Source organism: Niallia sp. M35, from assembly GCF_050971705.1.
GTDB classification, from domain to species: domain Bacteria; phylum Bacillota; class Bacilli; order Bacillales; family Cytobacillaceae; genus Niallia; species Niallia circulans_A.
In genome coordinates this window covers 14,576-39,264 of sequence record NZ_JBPCEP010000011.1, presented here as the reverse complement: position 1 = coordinate 39,264, position 24,689 = coordinate 14,576, and the positions used below count along the sequence as shown (strand labels likewise).

The 24,689-nt window shown below is 36.8% G+C and carries 23 protein-coding genes and 2 pseudogenes; 22 read left to right on the top strand and 3 right to left on the bottom strand.

The window, feature by feature from the left end:
• Positions 1 to 8 precede the first annotated feature (8 nt).
• The 4 genes and pseudogenes from NiCM35_RS16190 (at position 9) to NiCM35_RS16175 (ending at position 5,591) form a co-directional block, all read left to right on the top strand.
• Positions 9 to 1,073: an SIS domain-containing protein gene (locus NiCM35_RS16190; RefSeq protein ID WP_433780094.1), complete on the top strand. Its 1,065-nt coding sequence runs from the start codon at positions 9 to 11 to the stop codon at positions 1,071 to 1,073.
• A gap of 221 nt (positions 1,074 to 1,294) precedes the next feature.
• A pseudogene (locus NiCM35_RS16185) lies at positions 1,295 to 1,658 on the top strand (VOC family protein).
• 613 nt (positions 1,659 to 2,271) lie between these two features.
• Positions 2,272 to 2,859 carry a GNAT family N-acetyltransferase gene (locus tag NiCM35_RS16180; RefSeq protein ID WP_433780093.1) on the top strand — a complete coding sequence of 196 codons (588 nt, stop codon included), beginning with the start codon at positions 2,272 to 2,274 and terminating at the stop codon, positions 2,857 to 2,859.
• Positions 2,860 to 4,102: 1,243 nt separating this feature from the next.
• Positions 4,103 to 5,591 (top strand): annotated as a pseudogene (locus tag NiCM35_RS16175) (reverse transcriptase domain-containing protein).
• A 789-nt stretch (positions 5,592 to 6,380) separates the two neighbouring features.
• On the opposite strand, the gene NiCM35_RS16170 reads toward NiCM35_RS16175, so the two are convergent.
• Positions 6,381 to 7,340 (bottom strand): helix-turn-helix transcriptional regulator, encoded by a 960-nt coding sequence (locus NiCM35_RS16170; RefSeq protein ID WP_433780091.1) that lies wholly within the window; start codon positions 7,338 to 7,340, stop codon positions 6,381 to 6,383.
• 88 nt (positions 7,341 to 7,428) lie between these two features.
• On the opposite strand from NiCM35_RS16170, the gene NiCM35_RS16165 reads away from it, so the two are divergent.
• The 5 genes from NiCM35_RS16165 to NiCM35_RS16145 all read left to right on the top strand — a co-directional run bounded on the left by NiCM35_RS16165 (position 7,429) and on the right by NiCM35_RS16145 (position 11,612).
• The gene (locus NiCM35_RS16165) at positions 7,429 to 7,959 is read left to right on the top strand and encodes a dihydrofolate reductase family protein (RefSeq protein WP_095329678.1); all 531 of its coding nucleotides are present in this window, start codon (positions 7,429 to 7,431) and stop codon (positions 7,957 to 7,959) included.
• A 322-nt stretch (positions 7,960 to 8,281) separates the two neighbouring features.
• Positions 8,282 to 8,938, top strand: a complete 657-nt coding sequence (locus tag NiCM35_RS16160) for a response regulator transcription factor (RefSeq protein WP_217279684.1) — start codon at positions 8,282 to 8,284, stop codon at positions 8,936 to 8,938.
• A complete protein-coding gene (locus tag NiCM35_RS16155; RefSeq protein ID WP_249877686.1) occupies positions 8,935 to 9,867 on the top strand; it encodes a sensor histidine kinase in 933 nt (310 codons plus the stop codon). The genes NiCM35_RS16160 and NiCM35_RS16155 overlap by 4 nt, the downstream gene beginning before the upstream one ends.
• A gap of 91 nt (positions 9,868 to 9,958) precedes the next feature.
• Positions 9,959 to 10,882 carry an ABC transporter ATP-binding protein gene (locus tag NiCM35_RS16150; protein ID WP_123260454.1) on the top strand — a complete coding sequence of 308 codons (924 nt, stop codon included), beginning with the start codon at positions 9,959 to 9,961 and terminating at the stop codon, positions 10,880 to 10,882.
• 31 nt (positions 10,883 to 10,913) lie between these two features.
• Entirely contained in the window at positions 10,914 to 11,612 is a 699-nt protein-coding gene (locus NiCM35_RS16145) for an ABC transporter permease (protein ID WP_163185299.1), read from the top strand.
• 58 nt (positions 11,613 to 11,670) lie between these two features.
• Here NiCM35_RS16145 and trmL read toward each other — a convergent pair whose 3' ends face one another.
• Positions 11,671 to 12,141, bottom strand: coding sequence for a tRNA (uridine(34)/cytosine(34)/5-carboxymethylaminomethyluridine(34)-2'-O)-methyltransferase TrmL (gene trmL / locus NiCM35_RS16140; protein ID WP_047942050.1), 471 nt, complete (start codon positions 12,139 to 12,141; stop codon positions 11,671 to 11,673).
• 270 nt (positions 12,142 to 12,411) lie between these two features.
• Between trmL and NiCM35_RS16135 the strand changes: the two genes are divergently transcribed.
• The 4 genes from NiCM35_RS16135 (at position 12,412) to NiCM35_RS16120 (ending at position 16,457) form a co-directional block, all read left to right on the top strand.
• Positions 12,412 to 12,897 carry a sigma-70 family RNA polymerase sigma factor gene (locus NiCM35_RS16135; RefSeq protein WP_249877688.1) on the top strand — a complete coding sequence of 162 codons (486 nt, stop codon included), beginning with the start codon at positions 12,412 to 12,414 and terminating at the stop codon, positions 12,895 to 12,897.
• A gap of 148 nt (positions 12,898 to 13,045) precedes the next feature.
• Complete coding sequence (locus tag NiCM35_RS16130) at positions 13,046 to 15,553, top strand: bifunctional diguanylate cyclase/phosphodiesterase (protein ID WP_433780088.1); 2,508 nt, start codon at positions 13,046 to 13,048, stop codon at positions 15,551 to 15,553.
• A 145-nt stretch (positions 15,554 to 15,698) separates the two neighbouring features.
• A complete protein-coding gene (locus NiCM35_RS16125; protein ID WP_061799259.1) occupies positions 15,699 to 15,938 on the top strand; it encodes a helix-turn-helix domain-containing protein in 240 nt (79 codons plus the stop codon).
• Between the two features lie 30 nt (positions 15,939 to 15,968).
• A complete protein-coding gene (locus tag NiCM35_RS16120; RefSeq protein ID WP_433780085.1) occupies positions 15,969 to 16,457 on the top strand; it encodes a competence protein ComK in 489 nt (162 codons plus the stop codon).
• A gap of 230 nt (positions 16,458 to 16,687) precedes the next feature.
• Here NiCM35_RS16120 and NiCM35_RS16115 read toward each other — a convergent pair whose 3' ends face one another.
• Positions 16,688 to 17,134: a helix-turn-helix domain-containing protein gene (locus NiCM35_RS16115; RefSeq protein WP_163185314.1), complete on the bottom strand. Its 447-nt coding sequence runs from the start codon at positions 17,132 to 17,134 to the stop codon at positions 16,688 to 16,690.
• Between the two features lie 455 nt (positions 17,135 to 17,589).
• Here NiCM35_RS16115 and gnd point away from each other — a divergent pair, with 455 nt between their 5' ends.
• From gnd to NiCM35_RS16070, 9 genes are all read left to right on the top strand, one after another.
• Entirely contained in the window at positions 17,590 to 18,486 is an 897-nt protein-coding gene (gene gnd / locus NiCM35_RS16110; RefSeq protein ID WP_095329688.1) for a phosphogluconate dehydrogenase (NAD(+)-dependent, decarboxylating), read from the top strand.
• Between the two features lie 108 nt (positions 18,487 to 18,594).
• Positions 18,595 to 19,362 carry a PTS sugar transporter subunit IIC gene (locus NiCM35_RS16105; RefSeq protein WP_047942054.1) on the top strand — a complete coding sequence of 256 codons (768 nt, stop codon included), beginning with the start codon at positions 18,595 to 18,597 and terminating at the stop codon, positions 19,360 to 19,362.
• Between the two features lie 24 nt (positions 19,363 to 19,386).
• Positions 19,387 to 20,256: a PTS system mannose/fructose/sorbose family transporter subunit IID gene (locus tag NiCM35_RS16100; protein WP_433780082.1), complete on the top strand. Its 870-nt coding sequence runs from the start codon at positions 19,387 to 19,389 to the stop codon at positions 20,254 to 20,256.
• Between the two features lie 76 nt (positions 20,257 to 20,332).
• Positions 20,333 to 20,746: a PTS sugar transporter subunit IIA gene (locus tag NiCM35_RS16095; RefSeq protein ID WP_095329689.1), complete on the top strand. Its 414-nt coding sequence runs from the start codon at positions 20,333 to 20,335 to the stop codon at positions 20,744 to 20,746.
• Between the two features lie 27 nt (positions 20,747 to 20,773).
• Positions 20,774 to 21,268, top strand: coding sequence for a PTS sugar transporter subunit IIB (locus NiCM35_RS16090; protein ID WP_123260461.1), 495 nt, complete (start codon positions 20,774 to 20,776; stop codon positions 21,266 to 21,268).
• 94 nt (positions 21,269 to 21,362) lie between these two features.
• Entirely contained in the window at positions 21,363 to 22,355 is a 993-nt protein-coding gene (locus tag NiCM35_RS16085) for a D-isomer specific 2-hydroxyacid dehydrogenase family protein (RefSeq protein ID WP_433780080.1), read from the top strand.
• A gap of 39 nt (positions 22,356 to 22,394) precedes the next feature.
• The gene (locus NiCM35_RS16080; protein ID WP_433780079.1) at positions 22,395 to 23,060 is read left to right on the top strand and encodes an HAD family hydrolase; all 666 of its coding nucleotides are present in this window, start codon (positions 22,395 to 22,397) and stop codon (positions 23,058 to 23,060) included.
• A gap of 37 nt (positions 23,061 to 23,097) precedes the next feature.
• The gene (locus tag NiCM35_RS16075) at positions 23,098 to 24,021 is read left to right on the top strand and encodes a phosphoglycerate dehydrogenase (RefSeq protein WP_433780078.1); all 924 of its coding nucleotides are present in this window, start codon (positions 23,098 to 23,100) and stop codon (positions 24,019 to 24,021) included.
• A 20-nt stretch (positions 24,022 to 24,041) separates the two neighbouring features.
• Positions 24,042 to 24,671, top strand: coding sequence for a bifunctional 2-keto-4-hydroxyglutarate aldolase/2-keto-3-deoxy-6-phosphogluconate aldolase (locus NiCM35_RS16070; RefSeq protein WP_433780076.1), 630 nt, complete (start codon positions 24,042 to 24,044; stop codon positions 24,669 to 24,671).
• Positions 24,672 to 24,689: the final 18 nt, after the last annotated feature.

Here is a 24,689-nt window from a genome sequence, read left to right as displayed (position 1 = left end):
GATTATTAATGAATATTACAGATTATTTAAAAGAAACCCCAGCAAAAATGAAGGAAATAATTGCACTATCAAGTGAGTTGTTTTCTACTGTTAAAAAAGAGGAGATTAATAGAATTATTATTACAGGATCAGGAACTAGTTATCATTCAGGAGCGCAAGTTCAACAAAAAATGCGTGAGTTAACTGGATTATCTGTAGAAGCTTATTATCCTTTTCAAATTACAGAGGAATTATTAACAAAGGACACAAAAAATACTCTCTTTATTGGAATTTCGCAAGGGGGAAGTAGTTATTCTACCTTTAATTCTATGAAATTAGCAAAAGAGTCAGGATGTATTATAGCATCCATGACGGGAACGGATAATGCACTAATTGATGAAATTGCTGATTATGTACTGACTGTTCAATGTGGGGAAGAGAAATCAGGTGCAAAAACAAAAGGATTTTATTGTACAAAATTAAATTTGCTTCTTTTAGCTCTTTATATTGGAGAAGAAAATGGGAAATTGAGTAGTGAGGAAACGAAGCAAGTGATAGAAATATTAAATAAAACGAGCGATGCCTTTATAGATATTTACTATTCTGCGGAAGAATGGGTGCAAAAGAATAGTGAAAAACTAAAAAATGCAAAAGAAATAAGAATTGTTGGTACCGATGAATTATATGGGGATACTTTAGAAAGTGCTTTGAAATTATTAGAGACGATGCGTGTTCCTGTAACGGGTTATGAATTTGAAGAATTTATTCATGGAATCTACAACGCAATTAATGAAGACTCTACAATTATATTCTTGCATACCGGAGAAGAGCCGAGAGTAAATAAATTAATTAGCGTCTTATCAGACTGGACAGATAATATCTATATTATTGGCAGTAAGGTAGAGGGATTTGAGGATAAGAATTTAGTAATAGAAAATGGAGATAATTATTTGTATCATTCATTTGTGTATCCAATAGCAGTGCAGTTAATATGTGCGATAGTCCCTGCTTTAAAAGGAATTAATCCAAGTATACCAAAAGATCCGAAATTCCATATGAAATTAGAAAGCAAAAAATTGAGTGGGAAAATATAAGGTTTAGCAATAGCTGATCAATAAAAGTCTATCTTTCTAACCTAAAGGAAGATAGGCTTTTTTGAATTTAAAGATGTCCTATCTAGTTTAAGGAGTGATTCTGTACTTTTAGTTTTCGCTCCTTATTTTTGGATATAAATAGAGAAAATAGAAAATATGATGGCAGGGAGTGAGAGCCTTGATTCGAAGAACAGTAGAAGAGAGGTTAAAGGGGGGCCTTTATGATTATTGGTTTACACCATGCTCAGATAACAATTCCAAAAGGTACGGAGGAAGAGGGGAAACAATTTTACTGTGAATTCTTGGTGTACCTGAAAAAGAAAAACCTTAATCATTGAAGGGGCGGGGAGGATTTTGGATTAAAGTAGGGGATAGAGATGTACATATAGAAACTGAAGATGACTTTGATAGATTAAAAACAAAAGCCCATTTAGCCTATCAAGTAGAGGATATTGCCTACTGGAAAAACTACTTAAAAAAAATAGTATACAGATAATTGAAGGAGTCCCAATACCAGGTTTTGTGCGTTTTGAATTTAGGGACCCATTTGGAAATAGAGTAGAATTAATTGAGTGTCTTTCATAAGAAAACATTTACCTATTAGGTAGCTGCTTTCTTATGTCACAATCAGAGCAGAATCCCAGTAATAAGTGAAAAAACAAGCTGCTTATGGAAGAACCAGGGCAGGGAAGTGGAATAAAAAGTCAATTATAGGTTATCTGCATAAATCAGTTGAATCTATTGTTCTTTTAGAATCTAGTAATACAAAACAAGAAAGTAATAATATAAGCGGGAATAAAATAATGAATTCTGTTCTCAATAGAGTGCAAGATGCTATCAAGAATGGTTCCACCATTACGTACCTATCCAGTTCCGTTGATAGAGTTTTCAGATCAATGGAACGTCAAGCCTTACATATGGAAATATTCGTCAAAAGCATCAAGAAAGAAACGAGAAGATGAAGCATGTAAATTAAACATGTGCCATTTGAATTAGTTAGAAATGTAGGTAAGGGGGGCAAACGCCAAATGGTACTTGCACCAACTCTTTTAGGGCTGGTACATACTATAGTGTATAAAGGCGGGAATATTTGAATAGATATAGATTATAGGTTCTTTACTCATCACCTCGGAGTGGAATCGTAGCAAGCCTAACAGCCTGTAATGAAAAAGAATTTTTTGGAAGGAGCGTGAGAGAGATGAAGTACATAAGAGCAGATCGGACATGTTTTGATCCGCGTTTGGATATGAGCCGAATTTTTGTGGAAGGCTGGTTTCAATGGTTGAAACAACTGACTAAAGATAAGGAAAAGCTGGTTAGGGCGTTTGCCCATTGTTTTGTCTTGGAGAATTATTATGTGGCGGTAGCCGATAGCGAGGTTGCGTCTTTTGTTGCTGTCACGGATCGAAAGTCGCCGTTTATGGTCTTGGATAAGAAAATCTTGAGGCGGGAAATGGGTCTGTTGCGTGGCACCATTGCTTATGGGGTTGTTAATAAGTATTTAGCGAATCCTGTCTATCCGTTTTCCTTGGAGTCTGGTACCGGTTCCTTTGATATTGTGGGGACGGCTCCTAAGTTTCGGGGCCAGGGAATTGGCCGGGACCTGATGCTGGAGGCAATTAAGGATCGAGATTATGGCAAGTATGTCATTGAGACTTATGACACAAATCACAGTGCGATTCGCCTGTATGAGAAAGTTGGTTTCCGGGAATTCAAGCGGTTGCCGGAGAAAAATAAACGAGCAGGGTTTGATTATGCTGTTTATTTAGGGTTAGAAGTTGATTAAATCAATCAGTTTGATACCAAAAAATATATTCCATTGTTGTAGATGGAGAAGGCTGGGTTCGTAGTGATATGAATAAAAAATAAATATAAAAGCTAACGATATAATTTTTTGGGAAATAGATGAAAGACACGAAACAGCAACTGCCGCTGGACTGACTGCAATTGTAATTGAGTCTGAGGAATCACCCCCTTCTAATTTAATGCCAATTATAGAACATAAATAAAAAATTTGTTGAACTAATCTTTACTTCAATACCAGGAGCTAATCAGCAGCCCTTTTTCTAACGAACGAAGCAGATTAGTGGTGCGAAATGTTCCTAATTAAATGGAGGATGGTTACATTACTCCGGTAAAGGTTAGGCAGTTCCTTTCGGAACTGAAGGGTTATATCGAAGAATCAAATGACGAGGTAACGCTCGGAAGGGTTCTCTCTTAGTCGAATAGCACTTGATTTAGTAAGAATGATAGTGTTATAAGCTCGGTGAAAAGGCGTGAGAAATTACCGTAACAGTTCGGCTGACGAAAACTTACTCGATGGAGTGGTGTAATTCATGGTGCTTGAGTTGAATGAATATGGTGAGAATGCGAAGAAACCTAAAAGAAAAAGGTTAAGCTGACAAACTTCTGAATGTACGGGTCTATACCTGCAATACATAGAAATGTGTATATCATCAAATTGTGAGGTTAGCTGTGGGTGAGTAAGACTCACTAATATGAAAATCCATGATACTAGTTACTGTATAACTTATCTTCATATCATTGAAAGTGGTGGCACAGTACCTATGAAGTGTCTAATTCACACGGAGGGATAGCCACTAGACTAATAAAGATTTATTCAACCAAGTAAGGCAGTTCTTTATCGATTAATAAGGTTCTCGTGAGACTAAAAGAGGTTTAACTCCGAAAGGAGTACCGACTTATTGAAACGGAAGAAACTGAGACACAGTGAATATTATAGTATGCAAGATTGTTTTGACACACTATACGCTCAAAGTGTCGGTGGTCATCACTTCTATGACTTAACAGAATTAATGAGTTCTCCAGATAATATACGACTTGCCTATCGAAACATTAAGAGAAACACAGGTAGCAAAACTGCTGGAACTGACAAATTAACGATTAATAATATTCAGCATTTAGCAGTAGAAGATGTAATAGCAACAGTCCAATCCATGTTTAAATGGTACGAACCGCAAACGGTAAGAAGAGTTTACATACCAAAAGGAAATGGGAAAACTAGACCTTTGGGAATTCCAACGATTTGGGATAGAATCTTTCAGCAGTGCATTTTACAAATTTTAGAGCCAATTTGCGAAGCAAAATTCCATAAACACAGTTATGGGTTCAGACCAAACCGCAGCACTCATCATGCCAAAGCCAGACTTGAGTTCCTAATTAACCAGTCTGGGCTACATCATTGTGTTGATGTAGATATTAAAGGCTTCTTTGATAATGTTAATCATAGTAAGCTTTTAAAACAAATGTGGTCAATAGGCATAAGAGATAAATCGCTTCTTTCTATAATATCTAGGCTACTTAAAGCAGAAATTGATGGAGAAGGTGTTCGTACAAAAGGTACCCCGCAGGGGGGGGATTCTGTCACCTTTACTATCCAACATTGTGTTAAACGAATTAGATTGGTGGGTTAGTGACCAATGGGAAACGTTTAAAAGCAGATATACCTACGCCACTAATGGTAGTAAATATCAGCCACTGAAGAAAACAGCTTTAAAAGAGTGTTTTATCATCCGGTATGCGGATGATTTTAAGGTAATGTGCAGAACTAGGTCACAGGCAATAAAAATGAATTACGCATTGAAGGATTTCTTGAGAAAAAGACTTCGGTTGGAAACAAGTGAGGAAAAATCGAAGGTTATTAATCTAAAGAAAAACTCTTCCGAGTTTCTAGGCTTTACACTTAAAGCGGTAAGGAAAGGGAAAACTAGGTTTGGCTATGTAGCAAGGTCTAATATGTCTAAAAAGGCTAAAGTAAATGCCTTTCTAAAGATAAAGGAAGCTATAAAAGTAATTAAGAGAAAGCCTTGCATTCAGACAGTTTGGAACTTTAATACTGTCGTCATGGGTATCCAAAATTATTACTCAGTCGCTACAAACATTTCTATCAATCTAAATGAGTTAAACGCTCATCTGCGCAGAACGTTATATAATCAGTTAAGGAACATTAGAACCGAGGCAAGTTTCCATGAGATGACTAAAACCTTACAGAAAAGATACAAGGGGTATAAGACAAAACTGTATAAGATACAAAAAATGGTGTTTGTCCCCATCCATGCACAACGGTGGAAAAAGACACTTGGATTCTCGCAAGTGATATGTAACTTTACTGCCGAAGGTAGAGAGAAAATTCACAATAGCCTAAAGGCTATTGATAAAAATATGCTTTCTTACATCATGAGAAATTACATTTCAAGTAGATCCATTGAATATAACGACAATCGAATCAGTAAGTTTATTGCCCAATATGGTAAATGTGCAATTTTAGGTGAAGGGTTAGGTATTCATGAATGGCATTGTCATCACATAAACCCCTATCATCTTTCAAAAGATGATAGTTATTCAAACTTAGTTGTTATTCATAAAACAATTCATCAATTGATACACCTAAAAGATAAAGCGAAAATAGAAGCTCTTTTACAATCTCTAAAGCTTACAAGTAAGCAAAAAGAAAAAGTAAATAAACTACGATTAAGATGTCAAAATGAAATAATCTAACTTTGGAAAACAGCACTCGTCTGCTTATTACATAGAAAGAATAGATTGGATTAGTTGGAACGCCGTATGATTCGAAAGTTTCACGTACGGTGTGAACAGGGGGAAAAGGGAGCGATAACTTCAAACTCTTACCTATCTGTATAAAGAACAATAAAAAAAGAACAAAAATGAGTGAATCATTTGTGTTCTAGGGAATTATTTTAAACGGTCACCTTTTTTACTCTTTACGGAGTTTATTCAGAACGTCAGTTTGTTCTGAATAAACTCCCATCACTAAAACTTCTGAATTAAAATCTGCAATCTTCAGTCGAATGTTGCCAAGGTAATACTTCTTAACATTTTTCTGTTTGTTGTTGGGATAAAGAATATTTTTGTTCTTTTTGGCTATCTTTAATAACTACTAGAGATTTATTTTACGCTGAAAAAGCATCTTTTCTTTACTCTGGTTCAGAGTATTGAGATTCCTTGTTAAACTAAACTCCCACAATAAACAAACACTTATCTCTTGAATACGCAGTTATTCTCAATATTGCTACGTTACTTGTTTAGTCGAATGGATTTGGTTAGAAAGAAAAGATTCCTAGGGTTAGTAATACAATGTGTCTCTGTACACCAATCAAAAAAGCAAGAGACGGAATTCGTCCATATTTGGGTAAATTCCGTCTTTCTATGTTTGGGAAATTATCATATAAGGTAATCTCTAGATCCTTCTTTATCCTTCTAAATGCTACCTCACTTTGCCTCTTCTATCGTTTCTTTCCCATCAGTAGCAACGCTCTCCTCCGTCCGCTACCGGTTATAAAAATCAACTATCTTCTTCGCCATTTGGTAAATTTCCTGTTTCAGCGGGGAAGGGGAGATGACTCTGATTTGATCGCCAAAGCCTAGAATATAGGCAATTGCTTCTTGTTCTGTATCACTGCGCAGGCTTACAGGGAACCATCCCTCTGAAGTTGGTGTTCCTATTCTTTCGATTTGCACAAAACGGGTGGTGAATTTCATTCTATGAATAATCGATGGCGATGCTTCCACTTCTACCTTAAACTCAGGAAGAGAGCTAATAAAAGTTTGTGTGGATTCCAGCCAATATTTCTCCAAATTGAAGTCCAGTGGTCTAGTAAAAGCTTCCTCTGTCATCACTAGGGACAGGAGTCTGGATGCTCGATAATTTCGTATCTTTTCGTCTGAGGAGGCAATTAAGTACCAAGTATTTCCTTTAGCTACTAATCCTAAAGGATTGACCATCCGAAAAATTACATTTCCATCTGCTCGCTCATATTGAATATGCAGTACTTTTTCTTTCCAAATTGCTTCTTGTATTATCTTAAAGGAAACAGTTTTTTTCGCTGGTTGTTTCCATGCGGTTGTATCTATATGAATTCGGTTCCAGACATCGAGGGAACGTTGTCGAAAAGCGTTCGGGAGTGCGGCAACCATTTTCTGGCGGGCATCATGCCATTCTTTTGCTAATCCGAGATCGGATAACAATTGAACAGAAGGAGAAATAAGCAAAGATAACATTTCATCATACTTTAATCCAGTTAAGTTCGTACGATACTGGTCAAGCAATGTCCATCCGCCCATTTTCCCTCTTTCTGCTACAATGGGTATTCCTGCTGTACTTAAAGCATCCATATCCCGATGGATTGTTCTTTCTGTAACTTCTAATTCCTTCGCTAATTCTTTTGTTGTCATTTTCCCTCTATTTTGTAACAGGAGCAAAATGGATATCAACCGATCAGCCCGCATACAACCACCCCTAAAATTTTATATATGACAAAAGGTGTCATTATTAAATATTATACTATAACCATCGAACATTTTAGGAGGAATGTATATGAAAAAACAGCGGAATATCGTATTATTTACGGCAACAAGTCTGGATGGTTATATTGCTGCAAAAGATGAATCATTAGAATGGTTATTTAAAGTAGAAGGCGAAGGAGATAATGGGTTTTCTGCATTCTACGAAACGATAGATACTATTCTAATGGGAAGAAAAACATATGATTGGATTATCAATCATACTAATGATTTTTCTTATAAAAATAAGGAATGCTATGTTTTTTCGAGACAGGAACACAAGGATACAGACGAGGTGACATTTATAAAGGATGACATCATCGAGTTTGCAAATAAATTAAAAAAACAAGAGGGAAAGAATATATGGATGGTTGGCGGGGGAGAACTATTACATTCTTTTCTTAAAGAGAAGTTAATAGATGAGTTCATTCTTACCATCGCCCCTGCAATAATTGGAGAAGGAATTCCTTTATTTAAAGAAGCTGATTATCAATTGGAATTGATCTTAAAAGGAACGAAATGTTATAACCAGTTTGTTGAGGTTCATTATGAAAGGAGAAGGTAAGAGATTGGGCTAAAAAAAGTTGAAATATCTAAAACCCGGTCCTTTTACTGCGCCCCGTTGTTAGATACATCTAACAACGGGAGGCGCAGTTTTTTTTTGTCCAAATAGGATAGGAATGTAAGCAAAAGGAATCTTTTCTCACGTGTACTTTTCGTAAATCTCCATATAAATGCCATTATTAATTTATACTACTTATAGTAGTATAAAAGGTAAATATATATTTTATAGAATAATTAGCTCTTATATGTAGGGAAATAAGAGAGGGGGAGTTTAGGTGCAAAAAACTATTTTACTTGTGGAAGATGATCTTGCGATTAGTGATATGGTAAAAAGATATTTACATAATGAAGGATTTAAGGTGGAATGTGTTTTTGATGGGAAGACGGCAGGACAAATGTTTAAGGAAAAGCGTTATGATTTGATTTTATTAGATATCATGTTACCAGAATTGAGTGGAATGGATGTTCTTCAAAGTATCAGAACAACTAGTTATATTCCTGTTATCATCATGTCAGCGAAAGACACAGAGATTGATAAAGCTTTAGGATTAGGGTTTGGCGCAGATGATTATATTACAAAACCATTTTCCATGATTGAACTAGCTGCAAGAGTAAAAGCAGCGATTAGAAGATCGACACAGTACGCTGACAAAAGTCGTGAAGAATCTAAGCCATCAAGGATGAAAGTCTATGAATTGGAATTAGATAAAGAAAATCATCGGGTATGGAAGAATGGTTTGGAAATTAATTTGACAGCGACAGAATGGAAGATTCTGCTTTTGTTTTTTAGCAACCAAAGGAAAGTGTTTACTAAGGAACAAATTTATCGTTCTGTTTGGAGCGATGATTATTTTGGTGATGATAATGTTATTAATGTCCATATGAGACGATTGCGCGAAAAAATTGAGGATAATCCCTCTGATCCTATTTATATCAAAACAATATGGGGGATTGGTTATAAGTTAGGGGAGTTTGAATGATTATCTGGATCAGTATTATTTTGGTTCTTCTTATTTTTAACGTGTTTCAACATCGACAAAGGAAAAATCGGGATCAACATATAGCATATATATCAAACAAACTGAAAAAAATTCTTCACATGCAAACAAATGAAAGAATTCTCGTTGTCTCAAATGATCAACAATTAAGAGATCTCCTTATAAGCATCAATCAAGTATTAGATGACCGTCACGAAAAGTCCCGAGAATTTATCAAAATGGAACATTCTATGAAGCGTATGCTTGCAAATATTTCCCATGACTTAAAAACGCCTCTTACTGTGATAGCCGGTTATATTGAAATGTTTCAGAAAGATTTTCCCATTACAGAAACAGAAAGAGTGCAATTATTAAGTCAGGTGCATGACAAAACAATGGAGCTTATTCAATTAATGAATACATTCTTTGATCTAGCAAAGCTAGAGTCTGGTGATAAAGAAATTCCCCTTGAAATAGTAAATTTATCTGAACTATGCAGGAAAAATATCTTAACATTCCATGATTGGATAAGAGCCAAAGGGCTAGAGGTAATGATTGATATACCTGATGAGTCTGTCTTTGCATTGGGAAATGAGGAAGCTGTAAATCGTGTTTTACATAACCTCCTTTCGAATGCGATCCGTTATGGTCTCGATGGGAAGGTAATTGGATTAAGCCTGCATTTTGATGAACAGCATGTATATATAGAAGTGTTTGATCGCGGGAAGGGAATCGACGAAGCTGACCAAGCGAATATCTTTGAGCGCCTATTTACACTTGACGATTCGAGGAATAAAGCATTTCAAGGCAGTGGTTTAGGGCTAACTATTACCAAAAGGCTTGTCGAAGAGATGAACGGAGAAATTTCTGTGCATTCTATTCCATATGAAAAAACTTCATTTTACATTACCTTTAGGCGAATGAATGGGTAAGGGAAACTTAAGGTTTTTGTAAGATTTAAGACAGAAAAAAGCAAGGGATAGGAGCTAAAATGAATACAGATAGTAAATGAGGAGGATTTAGATGGACTATGCTGTACGAACAAAAGATTTAACCAAAACAATACAAGGACGTGAAGTCGTATCCCAGGTTTCCCTTCATATTAAACAAGGAGAAGTATATGGATTTCTTGGTCCTAATGGTGCTGGGAAATCAACGATTATGAAGATGCTGACCAATATGATTAAGCCTACACAAGGAAGTATTACAATCTTCGGAAAGCCCCTTCTTCCGAATTCCTTTGATTACCTGACGAGAATTGGCAGCATGATTGAGTATCCAATTTTTTATGAAAAAATGACTGCTTTAGAAAATCTAGAATTACATTGTGAGTACATGGGTTATCATAACAAAAAAGCAATTAAGGAAGCATTAGAGTGGGTCGGTCTTGAAAATGTGGAAGCGATGAAACCAAAAGACTTTTCCTTGGGGATGAGGCAGCGTTTATGTGTTGCCAGAGCAATTATCACCAAGCCGGAATTATTAATTTTAGATGAGCCGATTAATGGGCTAGATCCAGCTGGGATTAAGTCAATGAGAAGATTGTTTAACATCCTTAATAAAGAATATGGAATGACCATTTTGGTTTCTAGTCATATAATCGGTGAAATTGAACAAATTGCAGACACGATTGGTGTAATAAAAAACGGTAAACTTATCGAAGAAGCAACGATGGATTCTATAAAAGCGAAAAATACAGATTATCTGGAGTTAGTAACAAATAATCAGCGCAAAGCAGCTTTTGTTTTACACAATAAATTGAATATGAATAATTTGAAAGTGATCGATGATGATGTTATTCGAATTTATGATACAGCCATTCTTCCATCACAAATAACGAAAACGTTGATAGTAGAGGATATTGATGTGGAGTCTATGACAAAGAAACAAACCTCATTAGAAGAATATTTTATAAAGAAAGTTGGATTGGAAAAAATCAATCATTAATTAACTTTTAATGATAATAGGAGGATATATTTTGTTTCATTTAATCAAGCTGGAGCTTAGAAAACATAAATTAGGTTGGTTTATTAAAGGAGCTATTATTGCTAATATCGTTATTCTTGGGTTATTATGCATGATTACTTTCGAGCAAATAATGGAAGGAGAGGAATCCTTTCAAAGCTTTGCGGATTATTCCATGGTAGCTGGAACAATGGTTCGTGGCGTATTTGTTGTTTTTGCTTCTGTACTAATTTCGAAGGTAATCATAGATGAGTTCAAAAATCGAACTGCGCTTGTTTTGTTTTCTTACCCAATAGATCGGAAAAAAATAATGAGCGCAAAGATTGTCTTGATTTTTATCATGACATTCGTGACATTGATTATTTCTAATCTGTTTGTTGTATTGAGTTTTCTCGGGCTAAATCAAGTATTGCATCTAACAGTTGAAATGAATATAACGATCAATCAATTTCTTTCCGAGCTATTAAATATTTTGATGTTTAATGTGGCAACTGCCGGTGCATCGCTTGTGCCTCTCTATTTTGGGATGAGAAATTATTCAACCCCTGCAACAATTGGCTCCTCTCTGTTGATTGTCATGATCATGTGTTCCTCGATCGGGACGGACTTTTCCTTGGCTAATATTATTTATATCCCTATCGCTTTAACAATTGTTGCTATTGGCATTGTTAACATGACTATACGCAAGATGGATTCAATTGATTTACAGTAATTATTTCAGTCGCCAAGAAAACCAATGAAAAAAGGGAAGCAGAGGAGATGCTGCTTCCTTATTTTATTTGTGAATATCCTTGTTGTCGTAATGCTTCAAATACTAGTATTGCTGCTGTGTTGGAAAGGTTCAGGGACCGGATGTGTTCGGTCATTGGAATTCGTAGAAAATGGTCCTTATGTGTTTCTAGTAAGTCTTTTGGCAAACCCGTTGTTTCTTTTCCAAATATGAAATAATAGTCCTTTGATTGATCAGTGAAATCGTAGGCTGTATATGTTTTTTCTGCGAATGTCTCAATATAGTAAAATTCACCTTGATTTTTCACAAAAAAATCGTCTAATGAATCGTAATAGGTAATGTTTACGTTCTCCCAGAAATCTAGACCTGCTTGTTTGATCATCTTTTCATCGGTTGAAAAACCAAGTGGTCGAATTAAATGCAGAGCTGTATTTGTTCCTGCACAAGTACGCGCAATATTGGCAGTATTAGCCGGAATTTCTGGCTGATACAAAACAACGTGTATGGCCATGAATGTCACCTCTATCTATATTTTCCCCTTCGAATTATAGCATATTTTGGGCTAGCAGCAGACTTATTTAAAAGATATCAGTCTCTTAAAATATTGCTATTTATCAAATAATCCTCACTCTAACTTCAAGTTAGACGTCAATTCTAATTATTACTTGTGTTTTTGGTATTTTAACTTATTTTTTCTTCAATCGAAAGTCACTCAATTTTTCCATAAAGTAAAGGTACCTAGGAATAAAAAGGAAAGGCGCTTTTCTGGAAGGAAACGAATGTGGAAGGGAAGAATTACGAGCAATTAGTGGAGGAGTTTACACCGATGATCCACCATATGATAAAAAAGTTGCTGATTTATAAAGATAAGCAAGAGTTTTTTCAAATTGGTTTAATAAGCATTTGGGAAACGATGAGTCATTTTAAAGAGGAAAAGGGTAAATACAGCAATTATTTATATCGACATATGCAAGGAAGATTTCTTGATGAATTGAAGCGGCGGACAAGAGAGGCAGAAAGAAATGATTACCCAAGTGAGGAGTTCTGGGCGCTGATGGAAAGTCCTATTCTATACAGAGAAGAAGAGGACTACATAAAAGATCTTTGCAAGGAACTGTCTGAAAGAGAAACAACTTGGGTTATTGCCACCTTTGTTCATCAGATGACTGTAGAAGAAATAGCACAGAAAGAACGAGTTTCGCCTTCTGCTGTAAAGTGGTGGCGGAAGGGAGCGAAGGAGAAGTTGAAGCGGATATTGGAATTCTAAAAAGAGCGAGAACTACCAACTATGAGAATCCTTTATAAGATGGACCATCCTCTTTCCATGAATAAACTGTCCAAGAATTCATATAGTCCAAATCTTGCTGAAGCTATATAATGGATTGTATATGACCGTAGAAATTAGGGAGAGAGCTATGAATTTAGAACCATATATAAATGCAAGTCCTGATATTATTATTATAAAGGATAAAGAGGGTCGCTGGATGGAAGCGAATCGTAAAACATTGAAACTTTTTAATATAGAGGAATACCGAGGGAAAACAAACGAGGAATTAGGAGAGTTATATCCCCATTTTGCTGAATATGTGCCTACCATTGTAAAAAGTGATCTTCAAGCGTGGAAGTCAGGAAAACAGATAGAAGTAAAAGAGTCCATTTTCTTCTATAATCGAGAGCGTATATATGAGGTAATTAAGGTACCGATATTTGATTCAGCTGGAAATCGTCAAAATCTAATCGTATTTGGACGAGACATTACAAAATTGGAAAAAAGTGAACAAACGTATAAATCTCTATTTCTACATGATCCAGATGGAGTCTATACTTTGGACAAAGAAGGCAATATCTTAGATGTTAATAAAGTTGCAGAAGAAATCAGCGGGTATACAAAGGAGGAATTAACGAGATTAAATTTCCGTGATTTGATCGTACCTGAACAACTTCCGAAAGTGCTGCAGCGTTTTGACAAGGTCTGTTGTGGAATGACTCAAGGGATTGAGTCGCAAGTTATTCGAAAAGATGGGGAAATTCGGGATATCAAATTGACCACGATTCCATTGAAGTTAAATGATCAGGTTATCGGTATACATGGAATCGCCCAAGATATAACAGAAAAGAAAAGCATGGAGGAACTGCAAAAGAAACAAAAGGCTATTTTATCGAGAATTGCCGTGGGTGAACCATTAGAACAAATAATTGAATATATTACTGAAAGCGTAGAAGAACTTTTAAAAGGAATTTGTTCGATTATGTATTATGAAGAAGAGCAGAATTGGCTGCGTTTTGGCTATGGTCCAAAGCTGGATTCTACATTCATCGAAAAGATTGATAAGTTTCCTGTAAGAGAGAATTTTGCCTCCTGTGGCCATTCAGCATACACGAAGGAATTAAAAATTACAGCGGATATAGAAACAGATCCATCTTGGTCAAATTGGAAGGGAATTGCACTCGCGAATGGATTGCGTTCCTGCTGGTCATTGCCCATTATCTCATCTAAAGACTCCTTATTAGGAACATTTGCTATTTATTATAAGGAACCGGTAGAACCAAAGGATTCTGACATTGAAATGTTGAAAGATTTTAGTCATTTGACAGGAATTGCATTGGAGCGCCATTTCCATGAAGAAAAAATTAAATATCTCGCAAATTATGATAGTTTAACAAATCTGCCGAATTTGCGGTATTTAAAGGAGATCTTCTTGCAGCGCTTACAAGAAACGAACCACCTTGCAGTTATGTTTTTAGATTTAGATAACTTAAAACCACATAACGATACTTTTGGTCATTCTTCAGGAGATAGGTTAATACAAGAAGTAGGGAAACGAATTCAAGACACCATTGGAGAAAATAATGTGGTGGCACGAATGGGCGGGGATGAATTTGTTATATTAATTAGTAAGTATACGAGCAAATCCAGCTTACGTGCATTAGCTGCTAAAATTCTCCAAGCAATTGAAGAACCGATCATTATAGATGGTCAAGAATTTTCCACCCATGGAAGCATCGGCATAAGTCTTAGTGGAGAACATGGCCAAACATTTGAGGAACTGATGAAAAACGCTGATATTGCTATGTATAGTATGAAGAAAGTGGGTGGCAATGCCTTTAATTTGTATGATCCTAAAATGAATGAAAATGCTGTCAGTGCTTTTCAGTTAAAGAGCAATCTAAAAAAAGCACTGAAAGAAAACGAGTTTGTTCTTTATTACCAACCTAAAGTGAATATAGAAACAGGTAATTTTATTGGAGTGGAAGCATTAATTAGGTGGATTTCCCCAGAGAAAGGGATAATCAGTCCTGCTGCCTTTATTTCCCTTGCGGAGGAAAGTGACTTTATTTTACTGCTTGGTGAGTGGATACTAGATAAAGCATGTGCTCAAATAAAAGAATGGGAAAAGTTAAATATAAAAATCCCCATCGCCATCAATGTATCGATTAAACAGCTCTTAAAACAAGATTTCGCTGCACTAGTGAGCAAAAAACTGATGGAATATAAGATTTCTTCTGAATACCTAGAAATAGAAATAACAGAAAGTGTGTTATCTAACCATGATTCTCTTGTTCGAGATACGGTTTCTACATTGCGGAGCATGGGCATAAAAGTCTCTATTGATGACTTTGGAACGGGATATGCTTCCTTTATGTACTTAAAACAGTTTCAAGCAGATACGATTAAAATTGATAAGTCATTTATTAGTCATCTTCCTGCTAGTCAGGAAGATGCAGCCATTGTTTCAGCGATTATCATCCTTGCATCGGAATTAGGTATGAATGTGATTGCAGAAGGAGTAGAAACCCAAGAGCAGTCTGACTTCCTAAAAAGCAAAGGATGCACTAACCTACAAGGCTACTTATATAGCAAACCCCTTCCACCAAGCGAAATACTTTCATTTTTAACGGAAGCAGAGGGACGGTTCTTGTGAGGTCAATGACCTTCCATCGAACCGTCTTTTTTCTGTTTTTACAGTTAGTTCCTAAAAATTAACAAAATGTTAACAAATTCCTACCTATAGGAAGTTTTACTGGTTATTCATTTCCTTCATAATAGTTCTAAAGGAGGTGATAAAGTTGAAAACAAGAGGGGAAAAAAGTTGTATTGATTATAAATTACTTAAAGAGAGGAGGTTACAGAAAAAGCTCACTCAGTTTGAGCTTGCGGATGAAACAGGCTTACACTATGCCCACCTTGGACAAATCGAAAGAGGGCAAAAGGAACCGAAAGTAAGTACCTTATATAAGATTTGTGAAGTACTTGATTTACAGCTGGATGCAGTACTTATTAAAGAGACAATGGAGGAACTAGATTAAAAAGTGTGTGAAAAAGAAGGAGTGTAAAGGATGAAGAAAGAGTGTATTTTAAATAAATATATTGCCAATGAACGGACGATGACCATCATGCCCATGGAAGCAATCGAATGTGACGCAGTGGTAAAAGAAGTAGATCGGACTGTGTATGTCAAAGAAACTCCCTTTGACATAATCAAGGAGAATCTATTAATTGGAGGTTCTGATTTTGATGGAAGACGTCGTTCCATTACATATAAATTAGGAATGCAGAAAAGACTGCCTATGCCAATTACCCCCCCAAGAAATATATATGCATTTCCCACCCATGCTCCTAGGCAATTTCACTGTCAATGGATCTTCACCGAGCATATCGATCACATACACCCAGTAAAACACAATGAAAAATTTAAAAGCGCTATCATTTTTAAAAATGGAGAAAAAATCTTTACGGAAGTATCTCCCTATATCCTAGAGACACAGATTATCAAATCATGGAGGATAAGAAAATCAATGGAAGATAGAAAGGATATCCGACAATAGGCTCTTATAATGAATAGCGGGTTGAAAGGAATAGGTTCCTATGAGGTCCCATTACTTATATGGAACAGTTTATCGCTATTTCCAAAGGATTAGAAAATGTTAAAAACCTAGCAGGAGAGGATATAAGAGAATCGGAGGGATGGTTCTACTGTTACCATGTTATAGGCACAAGATAGGACTAGAACCATTCCCCATTGGGTAACGAATGCCTGTACAAGAACCGTCGACCGTTACCGACTTTCAAAATCGCGTTTCATTCGAGCAATCATTAATAATTCGGCTGCATCTCGCTCATTTAAATTATTAAATATGGAAACTAGTTCTTTTGCTTCTTCTGTTAATGTTTCGTCGGGGGCGAGTTCATTAATGGATTCTCGTTCTTTTATGATACTAGTGCTGATGGATGGTTTGTCATCCTGGATTACTATATTTCCGCTTTTTAAGGATGAATCTCCTAAAAATTCCTCTCCAGCAAGCAACCAATCAGCAGAAACCTCAAATTCCTTCGCAATAGTATAGATGGCTTTAGCTCCAGGTAATGATTTCTTTTTCTCACTTTCCCAGTCTCCGACATTTCCCGAAGAGACCCCAATTCTTTTTCCGAAAGCAGCTTGTGATAATCCATGTTTTTCTCTTAATAATTTGATACGTTCCCCAATATGCTCAATCTTTTTCACTAATATTAAACTCCTTTCACACGAAAAAACGTATTTATACGAAAATTCGACTATTTTTGGTTGACTCGCTCGAAAAAACGTGTATAATTTGAATTAACAAATGATATTTGCCCACCGGTGTTCTAGCTAGTAAATGTCACTTTGTGAAAAAAATAGTAGTAAGTTTCCGGTAGTTACTAAGTTTTTAGAATGGACCAGAAAGTTGTAAGAGCTTTCTGACATATAAATAAGTTGCATTTATTTGGTACATCATTTTCTAGGATGCTCGATGAGCGTAGCAAATTAGTGAAGGGATAGCTATGCCCATTTATCTATTAACCTAGCAATTGTACACGAAAAAAAGTAGATTCATGCTTAAAATAATCTGCATGAAAGAATAAACAATAATGGCAATACTTTTTCAAAGTCACAAGCATTTGCAAAGAATAAGCTGTTTGTAAACAAGGAGTGGTTTGATGCAAATTGGAATGATTGGTTTAGGAAAAATGGGATATAACCTTGCGTTAAACTTAGCAAACAATCATCATTCTGTCTATGGTTTTGACAAATCTAGTGATGCTAGAAATAGAGCGAATGAAAATGGGATACATATTGTGGAAAGTATAGATCAAATGCTTATAAATATGCAATCTCCAAGAGTGGTATGGGTGATGGTACCAGCAGGAAAACCAAGTGAAATCGTGATAGAAAAGCTGCTCGGAAAAATGAAAGCGGATGATATTGTCATTGATGGTGGAAATGCAAATTATAAAGACTCCATCCGCCGTGCTGCAGTAGCTGAGGAAAAGGGCATTCACTTCTTAGATGTAGGTACATCAGGAGGAATTTTAGGTGCCAATCAGGGAGCCTGTTTAATGATCGGAGGCAGACAGGAGATTTTTGAACGAATAGAACCAATATTTAAAAGTGTTTCTACTCAAGATGGTTACTTATATGCAGGAGAATCTGGCAGCGGTCATTTCTTAAAAATGGTTCATAACGGAATTGAATATGGCTTTATGCAAGCAATTGGTGAGGGATTTCAAGTGTTGAATCAAAGTCAGTATGATTTTGATTTAGCTAAAGTCGCTGCTGTCTGGAATAATGGTTCTGTCATTCGGAGCTGGCTTATGGAATTAATGGAATCCTCCTTCCAAAAAGATGCTAGACTCGAAAATATTCGTGGAATGGTAGCATCATCAGGTGAGGCGAAGTGGACAGTTGAAACAGCATTAGATTTAGAAGTTCCTGTTCCCATTATTGCTTTGTCCCTAATGATGAGAAACCGATCTTTGGAAGAGGATAGTTTTTCTGCGAAAGTGGTCGCTGCTCTCCGTAATGAATTTGGCGGCCACCGTGTGATTAGGAAGTAATTTTATATTTTATATAATTATTTCATATTTTTCTGCGGAAGGAGGCTAGTGTTGTAGTAGTTTGTGCAATTATGAACATTTTTAAAATATAAGGGAGTGATAAGACAAATGGCAACACTATCCATTGGTCAAGCACTAATAATCGCCATTTGGGTTGCAATCGTTATGTCCCGAGGGATAGGCTATGCAACTTTAACATTGCGCTTTAGCCCGTTAATGACAGGGTTAGTTGTGGGAATTGTAACAGGACATATAACAGAAGCAATGATTATTACAGCGGCAATTCAATTAGTTTATATGGGCGCAGTTGCGCCAGGAGGTGCATTGCCAAGTGAGCCTGCTATCGCGGCAGCTATTGCTGTAACAGTAGCTGTATTAGGGGATTTTACACCGGAAAAAGCAGTGGCTATCGCAGTTCCAGTTGGAATACTTGGTAGTTACGCTTATCAATTCCGCTTCTTTTTGAATACGTTTGCATTGCGAGTGTTAGATAAATATGCAGCAGATGTAAATGACAGAGGAATATTTACATCTGTCATCATTATCCCGATTGTCATAAGTTTCATTCTTTATGTTCCATTAGTGTTTATTGCTCTTTACTATGGAGCTCCGGTTGTTGCTGATTTTGTTAATTCAATTAGCGATGGTCCAATTATCCACGTGCTTGAAGTAGTTGGCGGCGGTCTTGCTGCTCTGGGTATTGCCGTTATTATGCATGTTATCGGTAAAAAGGAACTGCTTTTATTCTTTTTTCTAGCATACTTCATGAGTGTTGCATTAAAAGACTTACAGATTAATACGGTAACGTATGCGATTTTCGGTGCTATTCTTGCTGGTCTGTATGTATTATTCACGAGAGGGAAGGAAGCAGCTTAAGAACTTAAAAAGGTGGGTTGATTGATGAGCGCAGAAGAAAAGAAACAAAGTCCAGAGAATTACCCTGAGCCAATCACAAAAAAAGATTTGCTTAAGGCTTGGGCAAGATGGTGGTGGGCAAATGAAATCCCGCATACCTTTGATAGAATGGTGGCTCCTTCCTTTTTATTTGGAATGACGCCAATTCTGAAAAAATTATATAAAGATAAAAAAGATTTAAGCGAGGCGTACCAAAGGCACTTATTATTTTTTAACACGCAAGCCATTTGGGGCGGAGGTACATTGACTGGTATTACAGCATCCCTTGAGGAGTCACGCGCGAAAGCACTTGCTGAAGGAAAAGAGGAAGAAGCGCCGAGTCCAGACATGATCAACAATACAAAAGTAGGATTGATGGGTGCTCTAGCAGGGATTGGAGATGCTATTGACTCCGGTACTGTCCAATATATTTTTATAGCAATCGCCTTGCCATGGGCGATGGCAGGCAGTCCTCTTGGAGCATTATTTCCGTTCCTTGGTTTCACGCTCGTAACATTTCTTTATGGCTATTATTTTGTCAGAATGGGCTACGGGTTGGGACGTAATGCGGCCAAAGAAATTTTAGCAGGCAGCCGTATTAAAACGATGATTGATGCATTATCTGTTCTTGGATTGTTTATGATGGGCATCTTGGCAGGGTCCTATGTAAAAGTAAGCAGCTCACTATCCTTTACTCTATCAGAAAAACAATTTGTACTGCAGGATACTTTAGACTCGATTTTACCAGGGTTATTACCTTTATTAACCGTATTAGGTGTTTACTTATACTTTGATAAAAAAGGTTTTAATATCACCAAAGGATTATTATGGCTAACTGGTACATTAATTGTACTCGGTGCAATCAAAGTTTTATAAATCTATTATTTTTGAGAAGTGATTATTAGGTAAGGAAAAAATTGATTAGATTATCCCAAAGTAAAGGAGCAGGTGTATGGAAAATCGAGCAATTTTGGTGATTACACATGGGGAATTCGGCATCGAGCTCATTAAAAGTGCAGAAATGATTATGGGACCTCAGCGAAATTTACGAGCTTTAGCACTGCGCCCAGGTGAATCAGTAGATGATTTGCGAGAGGATGCAAGTAAAATAGTGCAAGAGAATGAGAAAAACGGCTTGGAAACCATTTTACTTGTAGATTTATTGGGCGGTAGCCCTTCTAATGTATCTTTATCGTTATTAAGCAAGTATGACTTACACATATTAACGGGAATCAATATGCCGATGTTAATTGAATTATTAACTTTCTACCAAACAGAAGAAGATGCCAATAATTTAATACAAACAGTGCAGGGAACAGGTACAAGTGGAATTCATCATTTGAATCGGAATTTCTTAAAGAAATAAATATTTAATGTGAAAAGGGAGGCCAGCATGGGGAAAATCAATTTAGTAAGAGTAGATGATCGCTTAATTCATGGACAAGTAATGACAAAATGGTCAAAAGGTTTGGGGACTAATGCCCTTTATGTTATTGACAACGAAACAGCATCTGATGAATTTATGAAAGATATTTATATAAATACTAACTCTTCTTCTGGATTGAAGATTCAGGTATACAGCAATCAAGAAGTAGTTGAAAAATGGAATAGCGATCAGTTTGGAAAAGATAATGTTGTCCTACTTTTTAAATATATTGCTAGTGTGAAAGAAGTTGTGGAACAGGGGTTACCTGTTACTAGGCTCAATATAGGAGGCGTTTCAAAAAAGGGAGAGGCACAATTTGTTATCCCCACCGTTGCGTTAACAGAAACAGATGTTGATAATTTAAAGTCTTTAGATGCCAAAGGAATCGAAATATTTTTCCAAACGGTTCCAGACAGCAAAAAAGTTTCATTAACAGATGGATTAAAAACGATTAAAAAATAGATATGAAGGAATGAAAGTACCTTTTTCTAAAGGTGATTTCATTCCTTCCCCATATGTTCAGTAAGGCACAATTTAAGCGGAAAGGAACAAAGCAATGGCAAACAAAATTGCAATTGTAAATTCAAGTAGTTTTGGAGAAAGATTCCCTGATCAAATAGAACGTCTTGCAAGCATTGGAGAGATAAAAAGATTTACCTTCCCTGTAAATATTTCGGGAAAAGAGCTCGCAGAAAAATTGCAGGGGTTTACGATCATTATATCCAGCGTTACTCCTTTTTTTACAAGGGAGTTCTTTGAACAAAAGGACGAAACACTGATTATTTCCCGTCATGGGATAGGGTATAACAACATTGATATAGAAGCTGCAACAGAAAAAGGGACGATTGTGACCATTGTATCTGCATTAGTAGAAAGGGATGCTGTGGCGGAAAATGCAGTTACTAACCTTTTAGCAGTAGTGAGAAAAACATATCCAGCAGCAACAGCAGCAAGAGAAGGCCGTTGGGCAGATCGAGCTCAATTTGTTGGACATCAAATCAATGGGAAAACAGTTGGTGTAATTGGATTAGGGAATATAGGAAGTAGAGTTGGCGAGATTTTCAAGGATGGCTTTAATGCTAGATTATTAGCATATGATCCCTATCAAACAAAAGAGGAACTGGAACAAAAAGGTGCGGAAAGTGTTTCTTTAGAAGAATTATTAAAACAGTCCGATATTATTTCATTAAATGCATTTGTTAATGAGGGAAGCTACCATCTTCTGTCTGATCACGAATTTTCTTTAATGAAAGAAGGGGTGTATATCATTAATACGGCACGTGGTGAATTGTGGGCGCAGGATGCTGTATTGCGGGCATTGGAGAGCGGCAAAATTGCAGGGCTCGCAACAGATGTTTTAGAAGGGGAACCAGTGGATAAAACCCATCCATTTTTCCAATATGAAAATGTTCTGGTGACCCCGCACACTTCCGCCTATACAATGGAATGCTTAAGAGGAATGGGAGAAAAAGTAGTGTCAGATATAGAAAGAACGCTTAAAAAAGAGAGACCGGACAATGTGGTCAATGTGGAGTTGTTCCAAGGCTGATTTGTCCCAGGCGTTTTATTGAATGAAAGGAGAATTAGTTTGGGAATTCCATCATTAGTTATTTTTGATATGGATGGCTTAATGTTTGATACGGAAAAGTTAGCCTATCGAGCGTGGCAAATGGCAGCTGCCCATTATGGCTTTTCTTTTGAAAGGACACTATTTGAACAGTTGATCGGCATAACGAATCAAGATATTATTCGAAAAATGGCTGATTATTATGGTCCAGATCAACCTGTGCAAGAGTGGCGAGCATACATGCGTTTAAAAAAGCATGAATTAGAATATTTGTTTATTAGAGAACCTCATTTTAAAAAAGCAGGATTGGACGAATTACTTTCCTTTTTAAAGTCTCAGGGCATAAAGATAGCTGTAGCTTCATCAAGTGCGAGAGAAGTAATTCTTCGATTTCTAACTGTATCAGACACACTTGCTTTCATTGATTTATATGTTTCAGGAGAGGAAGTACCAAATGGAAAGCCAAGCCCTGATATTTTCCTTGAAGTCTGTACTCGATTAAAGGTGAATCCGAAAGAGGCTCTTGTATTGGAAGATTCCCCCGCAGGTATTCAAGCGGCCTATCTTTCTGGCATTCCAGCATTTTTTATCCCTGATTTTGTGAAGGAAACAGATATAATTCGTAAGCTCAAGCCAAAAATTTTTCGGGATTTAGCGGAAGTTGAACAATATTTACGATTCGTATAATACCTAAAATTAGGAAACGAGAAAAGGAGGGAGACAAATGCCGAAAGCACTCATTACTCCCAGATCTTTTGGAAAACACAGTGAAGAGGCTAGCCGAATATTAACTGCTCATGGCTTTGAAGTGGTTACTAACCCATATGGCAGAATCATGACGGAAGAAGAAATGAAAAAAGAAATAGTGGATGTAGATGCAGTTATTGTTGGCGTGGATCCATTGAATGCTGATGTCCTAGCAGAGGCGAAACGGTTAAAGGTTATTTCAAAATATGGCGTTGGAACAGATAATATTGACATCGACTATTGCAAAGCCAACAATATCCCAGTAACGATTACTCGAAATGCAAACGCCGACTCTGTCGCGGATTTTACTTTCGCTCTAATGTTAGCGATTGCGAGAAGAATAGTAGAAATCGATCAATCATGCCGTGTAATGGATTGGAGCAAAAAAACAAGTATTGGTATATATGGAAAAACACTTGGTGTGATTGGGACCGGTGCAATTGGAAAGGGCGTTATTAAGAGAGCCCATGGCTTTGACATGGATATTCTAGCTTACGATGTTTGCCCAGATAATGAGTTTGCTAAAGAATACAAGGTGACTTATGTGGATTTGGAACACCTTGTGAAAGAAAGTGACTTTATAACTCTTCATCTACCAGCAACTCCAGAAACAAACAATTTATTTAGTGAGAAAGAATTCAGCATGATGAAGGAAACGGCTGTATTGGTCAACACAGCTCGCGGAGAACTGATTGATGAAGATGCCCTTTATAATGTTCTGCGGAATAAGAAAATTTGGGGAGCAGGAATAGATGTTTTCAAAAAGGAACCACCAGAAAAGAAGGAACTGCTGGAGCTGGATAATATGATTATCGGATCACATGCTGCTGCCTCTAGTGTGGATGCAGTCAATAAAATGAGCTTAATGGCAGTTGAAAATATCCTTGCTAATTTTAAATAAAAGGAAAAAGGTGATCTTTTATGGATAAAATAGAAGTTTTAGCAAAAATGAAAGAGGAAAAGATTGTAGCAGTAATTCGAGCACAAAATATAGAACAAGGGCTGCATGTAAGTGAAGCAATTCGGCAAGGCGGCATTAATTTTTTAGAGTTAACCATGACAATTCCTGGTGCATTGGATGTGATCAAAAAACTTGCTGATAAATATGCAGGAGAGGATGTAATCGTTGGTGCTGGAACAGTATTAGATCCGGAAACAGCAAGACTTGCTATTTTGGCAGGGGCAAAATTTATAGTAGGACCAAATCTGTCCCCGGAAGTCATTACGATGTGCCACCGCTACCGAGTCGCCGTTATGCCTGGCGTGATGTCACCAACCGAAGCACTAACAGCAATAGAACTGGGCGCAGATGTTATCAAAGTATTCCCGGGTGGAGCCTTTGGACCAAGTATTGTGAAAGATTTTAAAGGACCTCTTCCACAAGGAAACTTTATGCCAAGCGGCGGCGTTACCGTTGAAAACGCAGCTGAATGGATCAAAAATGGCGCCTACGCTATAGGAACAGGCTCCAGCTTAACAAAAGGAGCCGCTACAGGCGATTACGAAGCAGTAAGCCGCGAAGCAGAAAAGTTTGTAGCGATTGTGAAGTAGAGAAGCAGATGGACGGTT